Origin of the sequence: Myxococcus virescens (genome assembly GCF_900101905.1) — a bacterium.
GTDB classification, from domain to species: Bacteria; Myxococcota; Myxococcia; order Myxococcales; family Myxococcaceae; genus Myxococcus; species Myxococcus virescens.
Window position 1 is genome coordinate 572543 of the sequence record NZ_FNAJ01000001.1, and the last position, 11624, is coordinate 584166.

11 protein-coding genes are annotated in these 11624 nt (G+C 68.6%); 1 reads left to right on the forward strand and 10 read right to left on the reverse strand.

Annotated elements, in window-relative coordinates; translation table 11 throughout:
• Position 1: 1 nt before the first annotated feature.
• Positions 2-1438, reverse strand: a complete 1437-nt coding sequence (gene sufB / locus BLU09_RS02355) for a Fe-S cluster assembly protein SufB (protein ID WP_090484890.1) — start codon at positions 1436-1438, stop codon at positions 2-4.
• Entirely contained in the window at positions 1435-1953 is a 519-nt protein-coding gene (locus BLU09_RS02360; protein WP_090484892.1) for an SUF system Fe-S cluster assembly regulator, read from the reverse strand. The genes sufB and BLU09_RS02360 overlap by 4 nt, the downstream gene beginning before the upstream one ends.
• A 184-nt stretch (positions 1954-2137) precedes the next feature.
• On the opposite strand from BLU09_RS02360, the gene BLU09_RS02365 reads away from it, so the two are divergent.
• Positions 2138-3322: an ABC transporter substrate-binding protein gene (locus BLU09_RS02365; protein ID WP_090484894.1), complete on the forward strand. Its 1185-nt coding sequence runs from the start codon at positions 2138-2140 to the stop codon at positions 3320-3322.
• A 25-nt stretch (positions 3323-3347) separates the two neighbouring features.
• Here BLU09_RS02365 and BLU09_RS02370 read toward each other — a convergent pair whose 3' ends face one another.
• The 8 genes from BLU09_RS02370 to hemW all read right to left on the reverse strand — a co-directional run bounded on the left by BLU09_RS02370 (position 3348) and on the right by hemW (position 11614).
• Positions 3348-3527, reverse strand: coding sequence for a hypothetical protein (locus BLU09_RS02370; RefSeq protein WP_011551270.1), 180 nt, complete (start codon positions 3525-3527; stop codon positions 3348-3350).
• Positions 3524-4381, reverse strand: a complete 858-nt coding sequence (locus BLU09_RS02375) for a hypothetical protein (RefSeq protein WP_090484896.1) — start codon at positions 4379-4381, stop codon at positions 3524-3526. The genes BLU09_RS02370 and BLU09_RS02375 overlap by 4 nt, the downstream gene beginning before the upstream one ends.
• Positions 4381-5493: a hypothetical protein gene (locus BLU09_RS02380; RefSeq protein ID WP_090484898.1), complete on the reverse strand. Its 1113-nt coding sequence runs from the start codon at positions 5491-5493 to the stop codon at positions 4381-4383. The genes BLU09_RS02375 and BLU09_RS02380 overlap by 1 nt, the downstream gene beginning before the upstream one ends.
• Positions 5490-7067, reverse strand: a complete 1578-nt coding sequence (locus tag BLU09_RS02385; protein WP_090484900.1) for a TadE/TadG family type IV pilus assembly protein — start codon at positions 7065-7067, stop codon at positions 5490-5492. Before BLU09_RS02385 ends, BLU09_RS02380 begins: the two co-directional genes overlap by 4 nt.
• The gene (locus BLU09_RS02390) at positions 7028-7810 is read right to left on the reverse strand and encodes a TadE/TadG family type IV pilus assembly protein (RefSeq protein ID WP_090484902.1); all 783 of its coding nucleotides are present in this window, start codon (positions 7808-7810) and stop codon (positions 7028-7030) included. The genes BLU09_RS02385 and BLU09_RS02390 overlap by 40 nt, the downstream gene beginning before the upstream one ends.
• 176 nt (positions 7811-7986) lie before the next feature.
• Complete coding sequence (locus BLU09_RS02395) at positions 7987-9528, reverse strand: DUF4388 domain-containing protein (RefSeq protein ID WP_090484904.1); 1542 nt, start codon at positions 9526-9528, stop codon at positions 7987-7989.
• Positions 9529-9544: 16 nt separating this feature from the next.
• Positions 9545-10375 carry a tetratricopeptide repeat protein gene (locus BLU09_RS02400; protein WP_090484906.1) on the reverse strand — a complete coding sequence of 277 codons (831 nt, stop codon included), beginning with the start codon at positions 10373-10375 and terminating at the stop codon, positions 9545-9547.
• 33 nt (positions 10376-10408) lie between these two features.
• Positions 10409-11614, reverse strand: a complete 1206-nt coding sequence (gene hemW, locus BLU09_RS02405) for a radical SAM family heme chaperone HemW (protein ID WP_090484908.1) — start codon at positions 11612-11614, stop codon at positions 10409-10411.
• Positions 11615-11624: the final 10 nt, after the last annotated feature.

Here is an 11624-nt window from a genome sequence, read left to right on the forward strand (position 1 = left end):
CCTACCCCACGCTCCCTTCCAGGCTGACTCCGAGCAGCTTCTGCGCTTCCACCGCGAACTCCATGGGGAGCTCCTTGAACACCTGGCGGCAGAAGCCGTTGACGATCATCGACACCGCGTCCTCCTGCGAGATGCCCCGCTGCCGGCAGTAGAAGAGCTGGTCCTCGCCAATCTTCGACGTGGACGCCTCGTGCTCCACCTGCGCCGACGCGTTCTTCACCTCGATGTACGGCACCGTGTGGGCGCCGCACTTGTCACCGAGCAGCAGCGAATCGCACTGCGTGTAGTTGCGCGCGTTCTCCGCGCTCTTGAGCACCTTCACCAGCCCCCGGTACGTGTTCTGCCCGCGGCCGGCGGAGATGCCCTTGGACACGATGGTGCTGCGGGAGTTCTTCCCGATGTGCACCATCTTCGTGCCCGTGTCCGCCTGCTGCATGTGGTTGGTGAGCGCCACCGAGTAGAACTCGCCCACCGAGTCATCCCCCTTGAGGATGACGCTCGGGTACTTCCACGTAATCGCCGAGCCCGTCTCCACCTGCGTCCACGAAATCTTCGCCGCCCGGTGCGCGATGCCGCGCTTGGTGACGAAGTTGTAGATGCCGCCGCGCCCCTCCGCGTCGCCCGGGTACCAGTTCTGCACCGTGGAGTACTTGATGGTGGCGTTGTCCAAGGCCACCAGCTCCACCACCGCGGCGTGGAGCTGGTTGGTGTCGCGCTGGGGCGCCGTGCAGCCCTCCAGGTAGCTCACGTAGGAGCCCTCCTCCGCGACGATGAGCGTGCGCTCGAACTGGCCCGTCTCCGCCGCGTTGATGCGGAAGTACGTGGACAGCTCCATGGGGCAGCGCACGCCCTTGGGGATGTAGACGAACGAGCCGTCGCTGAAGACCGCCGAGTTGAGCGCGGCGAAGTAGTTGTCCGAGTACGGCACGACGGTGCCCAGGTACTTCTTCACCAGCTCCGGGTGCTCGCGCACGGCCTCGGAGAACGAGCAGAAGATGACGCCCGCCTTGGCCAGCTTGTCCTTGAACGTGGTGGCCACCGACACCGAGTCGAAGACAGCGTCCACCGCCACGTTCTGCAGCAGCTTCTGCTCATGCAGCGGAATGCCGAGCTTCTCGTAGGTGCGCAGAATCTCCGGGTCCACCTCGTCCAGGCTGGCCTTCACCGGCTTCTGCTTCGGCGCCGAGTAATAGCTGATGGCCTGGTAGTCGATGGGCGCGTAGGTGACGGCCTGCCACGAGGGCTCCTTCATCGTCTTCCAGTGGCGGAAGGCCTTGAGGCGCCAGTCGAGGAGGAACTCCGGCTCACCCTTCTTCGCGGAGAGCCGGCGGATGACGTCCTCGTCCAGCCCGGGGGGAAACGTGTCCGATTCCACCTGGGTGACGAAGCCCGCCGCATACGGGCGGCGCGTCAGTTCCTGGAGGGTTTCGGTGCTCATGAGCGAACTCCTGTCGCGGAAGCGGAAGGGGGGTGGCCAGCGGCCGGGGAAGGCGCCGGGCGAGAGGGGGTCCCCAGGCCCACGAGGCGCTCTGGCACGCGGGGCGCCGGGGCGATGAGGTCCGCCAGCGTCAGCCGCCCCAGGGCCTCCTGGATGGCGTCGTTGATGAGGCGCCAGTGGCCCCGCACCTGACAGACGGACTCCAGCTCGCAGGGCGCACCCCCGGAGGTGTGGACGCCACACTCCGTGAGGGCGACCGGCCCCTCGAGCGCGGCGACCAGTTCGGCCAGCGGAAGCTCATGGGCCGGGCGTGCCAGTCCGTAGCCGCCGTTGGCGCCACGGTGCGACACCACGAGCGCCGCCTGGAGCAGGCTCTTGAGCACCTTGCTGGCCGAGGGAAGTGGCACGCGCGTGCGCGCCGCCAGCTCACGGGTGGTGCGCGTGTCACCCTCCGCGCGAGCCAGCTCGGTCATCAGCACGATGCCGTAGTCGGTCATCTTGCTCATCCGGAGCATGGGTGCGGGTGTCTCCTCTCTGGGTCCAGGCGCCGAAAAACCTCGGGCCACTGGGGACCTCTTATGTAATCAGGACCGTTTCAGTCCACATTGCAATTTGAATCCCTCCCTGAAGCGCCGCTGGTTGGAGGGCGGGGGGGAGAGGGATAGGGTGACACCACCGTCCCCCGGAGGAACCTTGCCGATGCGCCGTCCCCTGATGCTGCTCGCGACCCTGGCCCTGGCCGTGGTGGCCTGCGAGAAGAAGAACGCGCCCGCCGCGCCCTCGCCGGAGGGGCAGGCGACCGGGGCACCGGCCGCTCCGGTGGACTCGAACACGATTCTGCTGGGAGAGGTCGGCAGCCTCACGGGGAGCGAGGCGACCTTCGGGGTGTCCGCGCGCAACGGCATCGAGCTGGCGCTGAACGAGGCCAACGAGGCGGGCGGCGTGAAGGGCAAGAAGCTCCAGGTGCGCGTCTACGACAGCCAGGGCCGGCCGGAGGAAGGCGCCCAGGCCGTGACGCGGCTCATCACCCAGGACAAGGTGGTGGCGATTCTGGGCGAGGCGGCCTCGTCGGTGTCCATGGCCATGGCGGAGAAGGCGCAGGCGGGCAAGGTGCCCATGGTGACGCCCACGTCCACCGCGCCGGAGGTGACGCAGAAGGGCGACTACATCTTCCGCGTCTGCTTCATCGACCCCTTCCAGGGGCTCGCCATGGCGAAGTTCGCGCGGGAGAACCTGAAGCTGTCCCGCGTGGCGGTGCTGCGCGACAACAAGAGCGCGTTCTCCATGGGCCTGGCGGACGTGTTCACCGCCAGGTTCAAGGAGTTCGGCGGCGAGGTGCCGGGCGATGAGAGCTACTCCAAGGGCGACACGGACTTCCGCGCGCAGCTGACGTCCCTCAAGCGGCTGAAGCCGGACGCCGTCTTCGTCCCTGGCTACTACACGGACGTGGGCATCATCGCGCGGCAGGCGCGTGAAATCGGGCTCAAGGTGCCGCTGCTCGGCGGCGACGGCTGGGACTCCGACAAGCTGTACGAGCTGGGCGGCTCCGCGCTGGAGGGCAGCTACTTCGCCAACCACTACTCGCCGGACAACCCGGACCCGCTGCTCCAGAAGTTCCTGGCCCGCTACAAGGCCACCTACGGCAGCGTGCCGGACAGCGTGGCCGCGCTGGCGTACGACGCGGCGCGGGTGACCATCGACGCCATGAAGCGCGCGCCGGACCTGAGCGGCCCTTCGCTGCGCGACGCGATTGCCGCGACGAAGGAGTTCCCGGGCGTGACGGGCAGAATCACCCTGGACGCCAACCGCGACGCGGTGAAGGAGGCCGTGGTGCTCAAGGTCTCCGGCGGCAAGGCGGAGTTCGTCACCACGGTGACGCCGTAGCCTTGGGCGCCCAGGCCCCCGTGCCTCAGATGGGGGCCTGGATGACGTAGTAGATGGAGTTGAAGTAGCGGTGCAGCGCGTTGAGCAGCTGCACCAGGAAGGGCCACCCCATCGTGCTGAAGCCCAGCAGGGCCGCGGTGACGATGGCGTACTCCACCATGGACTGGCCGCGGGCGGACCGCGACGGACGCAGGGACTTCCTCATGGGGCAACGCTCCGGCGTAGCAGCGTGAGCTGGACCTCGACTCCCGGGCCCGGCGAGAGGCCGCGCAGCACCGCGCGGCCGCTCACGGACTCCTTGAGCACTTCGAAGGCGATGCCGTTCGGCGCCACCGGCGTGAGCGTTCCCACCTGCCAGCCGCGCTCACGGAAGAGGGCACCGTAGCGCTGTGCCGCCGCGTCCGGCGAGTCCGCCTGGAGCTGGCCCGTCACCACGTGGTGCGAGGCGCCCTCCAGGTTGAAGTTCACGGTGCGCGTCTCCGCGAGTTCGCCGGGCACGGGAAGCCAGTCGGGCACGGCCGCCGCCCGCGCCAGCATGGCGCCCACCTGGCCGGCGGAGACGAACACCAGCGTCTCACCCCCTTGCGCCAGCGTGGACACCAGCCGCACCTCTTCCGTGGCGGGGCTCCAGTAGCCCACGTAGCCGCCCGTCTCTCCGTGGCGCTGGTGCAGCACCGGCAGGCCCTTGGCGAGCAGCGCCTGGGTGTAGTGCTCCAGGACCTTCGCGGGCGCGTCCTGCGTGGAGAACCACGCCACCGCCATGGGCGCCCCCGGCCCCAGGTAGTCGGCGGCGAGCGGTTCGGGGCGGGTGGCGTTGGGGTACGGCGGGAAGTGGACCAGTGCCCGCTGGAGGATGGCCTCCTCCGCGGGCGTGCGCACCCACCCGCGGGAGGATGTCTCCACGTCGGTGCCCAGCTCCGGCGGGCTCCATTCCTGAGGGCTGTCGCTGCCCCGGTAGACGGCGTGCTCCCATGAGAAGCCGATGAGACCGCCCACCACCGCCACGGAGAAGAGCAGCGCGGGAATCCGGACGACGGGGCGCGAGGCGGCAACGGGCATCAGCACGACTCCGACCTCGCGCAACCCAGGTACCAGTTGCCACGCGCCTCGTAGGAGCGCTGGTTGTTGTTGCGCCCCCAGTCCTGCCACTCGTTGCTGAAGTAGCCCTGGCGGCCTCCCTGCTGCTCGATTTCCTCCACGGCGCCGTCACCACTCTGGTCGGGCTTGATGGCGAGGCTGGGATTGCGAGGATCATCCCCAGGCGTCCTGTAGCTCTGGGATTCCAGCCTCAGGCTGTCATGGAGGAGCCCCGAACTGATGGCCTGGTTCACCAACCGCTCGGACGCGCTCGACATGTCGGTGAAGCCGCTGTTGTCCTCGTTCTGGTAGAGCTGGGTGACGCGCTCGTGCATCCCTCGCCCGCCCGCGGTGCCCGGCCGCACGTCCGCGTGCTCCGTGAGCGCCCAGGTGTCGGTGAGGATGGCAATCTGCTCCCAGGGGAGCAGGTAGACGTTGTCGCCTCGGGCATGGCCCTCCGGGAGCGTTTCGCCCGTTGCGTTTCGGTGGATGCCGTTGGCCCGCTCCTGCTTCTCCTTGGCCAGCTTCACCTCGGAGAATTCCGGCAGGAACGACTCCGGCAGGAGATAGTTCTGGACGCCCAGGCGCGCGGAACAACGGATGAGGCCGCCCCGCCCGAAGGTGTCCATGAAGGACTGGTGGAGTGAGACGCCGTACGCGCCCACGGCCTGTGCATCCAGGGTGCAGTACACCTGCCGCGCGCCAGGATTGAGCCAGCACGCATGGGCGACGACGTCCGTGTGGTGGTCTTCTGAGTCGGGGTCAGCGCTGCACTCCGGCCCCTTTCCTGGGCCGTAGCTGTCGATACCCGACTCGTGGTCGCAGTACATGTACCGCGAATAGGCCTGCGCCATCTCGAAGCCGGAGAAGGCCTCCGTCGTCGTCCCCCCGTCCTCCGTCGCGACGCTCTCGGGCTCCTTCTCATAGTCCAGGACGGTGTAGTCCCAGGCCGTGGACAGGGAGGTCTCCTGCGAGTCCAACATGTGGCGCAGCAGGTCGAAGAGGAACAGCGAGTAGAGGAACACGGGGACGATGACGAGCATGCACACCGCCATCTCCACGGCCGCGGCACCTCGCCTGGATGCGCGCTTCACAGGGACACCCCCGGGACCCGCGCCAGCCGGGACGCGTCCGTGTTGCCTGCCGCTTCCAGGACCTCCGCGGCCTCGTCGGATGAGATGGGGTGCAGCTTCGCGCGCCAGTAGGGACTGAAGAGGTTGGGCGCCTCACGCCAGCCATTCGCGCCGAAGCGGTGGTAGTAGACGAGCGCCTTGGAGAGCGCCACGCCCTCCTGCGCCGCGAGCGTCAGCGTCGCTGTCCCCTGCGCGCCATGGTCCAGCTGAATCTGGGCCGACGCGTTCAACTCCCAGGGCGCCCGGCTCGGGTCGCCGACCCGGAGTCGCCGCGTCAGGTAGCTGTACACGCGCGGCTGCCCCCAATCCCTGCCAGAGGAGGGGTTGGCTCGGAACTTCATGAAGCAGTTGCCCGACCGGGCGCAGCCCGACAATGCGTTGGCGTTGACGCCCTCGAAGTTGTGCGAGCCCGAGTGCGCGCCACCCGGGGTATGGTCACCGCCGTTGGCATCGCTCCAGACCTCCGCCTCGTAGTCGGTGGTCGACGTGAGCTGGTGCTCCCAGGTGTTCCGAATCGCCCCTTCCTCTCGCGCGGCAACCGTCGTCCCCTGATTACCGCCTTGCCTCCCGCCGTCGTTGACCTGGCTTTTGTCCTGAACCGACTTCGCCGTTCCCTCGTGGGAGGTCACCGTGTACAGCTTCTTCTGTGCGATGTCCCGAAGGTCCCGGATGACGTCGTCATGCAGGTACGGGGGCTTGGCAACCCCGCGCGCGCCGGTCTTTCGTGCCGCCGGCCAGCCAGAACGGGTGGCGTTGGAGATTTCCGTCATGACCCTGGCGAGCGCTTCGGGCGAGGCGTTCTCCACGCTCCCCCGGCAGTTCATCCCATCCACCGCGCAGTTGAATTCATTCGCGTTGAGCCCCCCCACGGCCTGCGGCAGCGCCCCGACTTCCGGCGCGGTGTAGTCCGCCAGGAGCGACAGGCCATGGCTGCGGCCATCCTGGATGGCCTGGAGCGTCTGGGAATGCGCCTCGCGCTGAGAGGCATGCAGGTTGTCCACCATGACGTCGAGCCCTCGAATCGCGGCGTTGAAGCTGGACTCCAGGGCACGGACCTTCTGGTCGTACTGACGGCCCGCGTTGGCGAACTCAGTCGCGATCTTCGTCGCTTCCATGGCGTGCAGGCAGTGCTCGTAGCACCCCTTGCAACTGCACATGATTTTCTCGCGCCTCGCGAACTCCTTGAAGTTCGCCTCCGAGGCCCGCATCATCGAACCCGTCACGCTCGCCGCCGCCATGTATGCGTGGAGGCTGTTCATCGCGACGTAGGAAGCCGCGATGGCCCGGTTGCTGACTGCATAGTAATTGAGCGACCGCGCCTCCAGGACCGCCATGGAGTACGCCAACGCGTCGCTGTGCTGCTGCAAACCCATCTTCTGGCGCAGCGCATGTGCGAGGTTGAAGCTCAGCGTCACCATCAGCGCGAGCACCAGGAAGGACAGCGCTCCCAGGACAATGGATTGCCCTCGCTGCGCGCGTCTCCTGGCCGAGGCGCTCACGGCGCCTTGCCTTTGTAGGAGAATGGGAAGACGCATTCGTTGCTCCCTGGGAGGGCTGCCCGGTTGAGGAAGAAGTTGGACTGCATCCGCATGGTGTAGGTGGCGCGAATGGGGGTGATGTAGATTTTCTGCGCAGCCGCCTGCTCCAGGAGGGACTCCGTGCGGTCCGGTTTGTCGCCCTGCTTCTTTGGGTCGGTAGGCTTGCGATACATTCGCAGTTCCTTCCGCAGCTCGCGGCCACGGGTGGATTGGTAGATGACCCAGTCCGCGAAGGGGATGAACATCCGGTAGTTGAACGTCACCTGGACGCGCAGCTTGGTGCGGTGGCTCTCCTTCCAGCCCGTGGGCGCGGTGTTCCGGGGGTCATCGAAGTCCAGCTCCGGCCCACCTCCGCCGACGTCGCTCCGCGTGGGGCCGCAGACGGTGACCTGCGCGTGTTTCAGTGACGTACCGGGAATCTGGTTGCCCGACACGTCACGCCACTTGGCCTGGAACTCCGCCGCGCTTCCCACCGGGGGGATGTAGGCGCCCTTCTGCCCGGGAACGCTCAGCATCGGCATCAGCACCGCGAGCGCGGCCTTCTCCATCTCCTCGACCTTGGCGCTGTTCAGCGACCCAGCCCGCACAGCCTTGTAGGCGGCGTACTTGGTCAGCAGCCGCGCCTGGTGCATCAGCCCCAGCTGGAGGATGCCCAGGATGAGGAAGACGAACAGGGGAAGGACAATGGCAGCTTCGACGGCCGCCTGGCCCGACTGATTCCTCTCACGAATGCTGCCCATGGCGCCAAAGACTACCCAGCGCCCCCCGCAAAAAGGAAAACCCAGGCCCCTCCCGGCCCGCAAATAATGACATCCACTGTCGGGCGCCAAACAGACGCCACCCACAGGGACTGGAAATGGCCCCAAACCCAACACCAGACAAACCCTGTCAGGCAGGCGGCCAGACAGGGGCTTGCCTAGCGCCGCCGGACAATCTCCTGGATGAGTTCGACGTAGCGGCGGTTCTTCGGGTTCAGCTTGAACGCCCTGCGGAACGCGTCTTCGGCCTGCCCCCACTGGCCTTCGCCCTGGGCCACTTCACCCAGGAAGGCCCAGCCCTCCTCCAGCGTGGGCTCCTGGCGCAGCACCTCCTGCAACTCCTGCTGCGCCAGCCGGCCGTGCGCCTCCGGCTTCATCAGATAGCGCGCGTAGGCCCGGTAGGCCTGGTACAGCGGCTTCGGGTCGATGTCGCAGGCGTACTCGAAGTACTCGAAGGCCCCCGCGTGGTTCCGCGCGGCCAGCCGGCGCTTCGCCTCGTCGAACTGCGTGGTCGCGTCCAGCAAGTCCGTGCGGATGCGGAACTGCTCGGCCGTGGTGGGCCGCGTGCCCCGGTCCTTCTCCCGATGCGCCGCGCGCCGCTTGCGCCACAGCAGGTTCTGCTCCGCGTCCGACAGCGCGCCAAACGCCTTCGCATGGGCCGCCAGCAGCACCTCCGCCTTCTCGCGGAGCTCCGGCGTGTGGAAGCGCAGGGGCGCGTAGCGGTCCGCCAGGGCCAGGAAGGCCTTGCGCAGCGGCACCGGCTGCACGTCCTCGGGCACGTCCAGCAGCGCGAAGGGGTCCTTGCTCCGGTGCGACATGAAGGCGCTCACCAGGGCATTGCGCGCCGCCTCGTCCTCGTCGGAGAACGGCGTCCCCTGCGGAGCGGGCGCCGCCACCGGAGGCGCCACCGGCTCGGACGCGGGCGCGGCGGGCGCCGTCCCCTTCCCCGCGCTCAGCCGGGCCGCCTTCGCGTCCACGTCCTCCACGAAGCCCGCGACCTCCAGCAGGCACAGCGCGTACAACCGCCGGAGCACCACCTCCGTGTCGAACCCGGTGCGCTCCATCAGCTCACCGAAGGTGGGACGCAGCCGGAGCGCCTGGAACAGCCGCGCGTCCTTCGACGACAGCTTCAGGCCCGCCTCCGAGCCCGACATCTGCCCGAAGCGGCGCTCATCCGTGAAGGTGAAGTGCGTGGCCACCGCGTCGAAAGGCATCACGTTGGCCACGCCCGTGAGGATGAGCTGGCCCGTGTTCGTCCGCACGCTGGCGTCCGGAGGCTCCACGTCGGCGATGAGCCGGTACTTCGCGTCCACCCAGCGGAAGCAGTCCAGCAGCTTGTGCGCCAGGTTCGCCTGCAATTGCTTGTACAAATCGAAGGGACTGATGAAGCCCTTCTGCACCAGCAGGCCGCTGAGCGGCACCTCCGCGGAGATGCTCTCCGCCAGCGCCTTCTGGTAGTCCGTCTCCGACAGCTTGCCCTTCTCCACCAGGTACTTGCCCAGCGTCTCGTGGAGGAGGTTGGACTGGCACGCCACCGGCGCGCCGTCCTCGAAGACGATGCGCTTCTCCCGCTGGCGCACCTTCAATTCCAACGTGCAGGTGCGCTCCTCCGCCATCAGCGCGTGAAGCAGCAGGGGGAACGGCGTATCGGCCAGCACTCCCTCCCGCTGGCGGAGGACCTGCGACGGCGTGGGGAACATGGGCGAGAGCCTAGCGCTACTCGCCCTGGTACTCCTCCATCCCCACCGCACTGGGTGGCTCGCCATACGCGCCGGAGCCGTAGCGGCCGCCGTAGTCTCCCTCTGGGGTCACTATGAACCGGGGCAACATGGACGCCAGCAGGCCCAGCACCAGGGCCACGGCCGCCGCGTACATCAACGGCCGGCTGGGCCGCGCGCGCCAGGCCCACTTGCGCTCCCGGCGCCGCTGGAACCGGGGCGCCACCACGTATTCGGACCAGGCCAGGTCGCGCATCCGCTTCGCGTCGTCGCCGCGGCCCGCCCGGCTCAGGGCCTTGGCCAGCAGATAGCGACCTTCCACCGTGCCGTGTCGCACCTTGCAGTAGCGCTCCAGCGCCTCCACCGCGCCCGGCACGTCGCCACGCTTCAGCCGGAAACGACCGCGCTCCAGGTCGATGGCGCCTAGCTTGTGGCCCGCGTCCAGCTTCGCCGCCTCGTCCAGCAGCAGCTCGCCGCGCTGGGCGTCACCGGCGCCCAGGTAGGCCACGCCCAGCAGGTACAGCGTATCCACGTCCTCGTCGCCCGCCTCCAGGTTGGGCCTGAGGATGTCCACCGCCTCGGCGTAGCGGCGCTGCTCCACGCGGATGTCCGCCAACTCGTGCCGCGCGCGCCGCTCATGCGGGTTGGTGAGGATGGTGCCCGCCAGTTGTCCCGCGCGCTGGAAGCGCTTGAGCAGCCGCACCGGGCTGGGCAGCACCTGCCACGTGAAGCGGTCCGCCACGAAGATGATGACGATGATGAGGCCCAGCGACAGCAGCGGGCTGCCCGTCAGCAGGGTGAGGAACAGCCACAGTATCCACTTGCTCATACGCCTCTCGAAATCCGTTCCAGTGGACGCCGCCTAGAGCAGCCGCGCGCACACGGCGCTGTGGACGTCCGCGCCCTTCTCCGTCAATGCCAGCCGCCCGTCCCGCAGCGTCGCGAAGCCGTGCGCCACCAGCCGCGCGACTTCCGCCCGACGGGGCTCCACCGGCTGCCCATATCGCTCGCAGACGGCCTCCCAGTCCACGCCCGACACCAGCCGCAGGCCCATGGCCAGGCGCTCCGCGAAGAGCTCCTCCGGCCCCAGCGGCTCGCGGCCTTCCTCTGGCATCCGCCCCGCCTCCGCCTCCACGAGGTAGCGCTCCGCGCTGCGCAGGTTCACGTACCGGTGCGGCTGGGGCGACAGCAACATGCCCGTGGCCCCCACGCCCAGCGCCAGGTACTCCCCGCCCGTCCAGTACAGCGCGTTGTGGCGCGAGCTGAACCCCGGCCGCGCGTGGTTGGACACCTCATAGCGGTGCAGCCCCGCCGCCCCGTACACCTCGCGCACCACCCGCGCCATGTCGACCACGGTGTCGTCGGGCGGCAGCTCCAGCTCGCCGCGCTTGAGCCGCTTCGACAGGGGCGTGTCCTCCGCCAGCACGTCGCGCTCCACCGTCAGCGCGTAGGTGGACAGGTGCTCGGGGGCCAGCGCCACCGCCCGGCGCGCATCCGCCTCCACCTGCGCCACCGTCTGCCCGTGCACGCCATAGATGAAGTCCATGGCCACCACCGGGAAGCCCGCGCTCCGGGCCGCGTCCACGGCCCCTTCCACCATGGCCGCGTCATGCGCGCGCCCCAACGCCTTGAGCGTCTCCGGCTGGAAGGACTGCACGCCCAGCGACAGCCGGTTCACCCCCGCCGCGCGGTAGCCCGCGAAGCGCTCCGCGTCCGTGCGCTCCGGATTGCCCTCCAGCGACACTTCCACGCCAGGCGCCACCCGCAGCCTCGCGGCGATGCCGTCCAGCACCTGGGCCACGTAGCGCGGGTGCCACAGGGACGGCGTCCCGCCGCCCAGGAAGATGGAGTCGAGCACCTTCCCCGCGAGCGAGGGCTCGGCGGCCAGCCGGGTGTCCAGCTCCGCCAGCACCGCGCGGGCATAGCGCTCCTCCGGCACCTGCCGCGCCACCGCCACCGCGAAGTCGCAGTACGGGCACTTCGCGAGGCAGTACGGGAAATGCAGGTACAGCCCGAAGCGGGCCGCCGGCATTCCTGTGAGGGCATCCACTGGCGCGTCGAAAGGCATGAAGGAAAAA

Bases quoted from the DNA above. Each gene is read 5' to 3' on its own strand.
- hemW (WP_090484908.1), bottom strand. From the start codon at position 11,614: ATGCCTTTCGACGCGCCAGTGGATGCCCTCACAGGAATGCCGGCGGCC.
- BLU09_RS02360 (WP_090484892.1), bottom strand. From the start codon at position 1,953: ATGCTCCGGATGAGCAAGATGACCGACTACGGCATCGTGCTGATGACC.
- BLU09_RS02375 (WP_090484896.1), bottom strand. From the start codon at position 4,381: ATGCCCGTTGCCGCCTCGCGCCCCGTCGTCCGGATTCCCGCGCTGCTC.
- BLU09_RS02390 (WP_090484902.1), bottom strand. From the start codon at position 7,810: ATGGGCAGCATTCGTGAGAGGAATCAGTCGGGCCAGGCGGCCGTCGAA.
- BLU09_RS02370 (WP_011551270.1), bottom strand. From the start codon at position 3,527: ATGAGGAAGTCCCTGCGTCCGTCGCGGTCCGCCCGCGGCCAGTCCATG.
- BLU09_RS02400 (WP_090484906.1), bottom strand. From the start codon at position 10,375: ATGAGCAAGTGGATACTGTGGCTGTTCCTCACCCTGCTGACGGGCAGC.
- BLU09_RS02395 (WP_090484904.1), bottom strand. From the start codon at position 9,528: ATGTTCCCCACGCCGTCGCAGGTCCTCCGCCAGCGGGAGGGAGTGCTG.
- BLU09_RS02385 (WP_090484900.1), bottom strand. From the start codon at position 7,067: ATGCGTCTTCCCATTCTCCTACAAAGGCAAGGCGCCGTGAGCGCCTCG.
- sufB (WP_090484890.1), bottom strand. From the start codon at position 1,438: ATGAGCACCGAAACCCTCCAGGAACTGACGCGCCGCCCGTATGCGGCG.
- BLU09_RS02365 (WP_090484894.1), top strand. From the start codon at position 2,138: ATGCGCCGTCCCCTGATGCTGCTCGCGACCCTGGCCCTGGCCGTGGTG.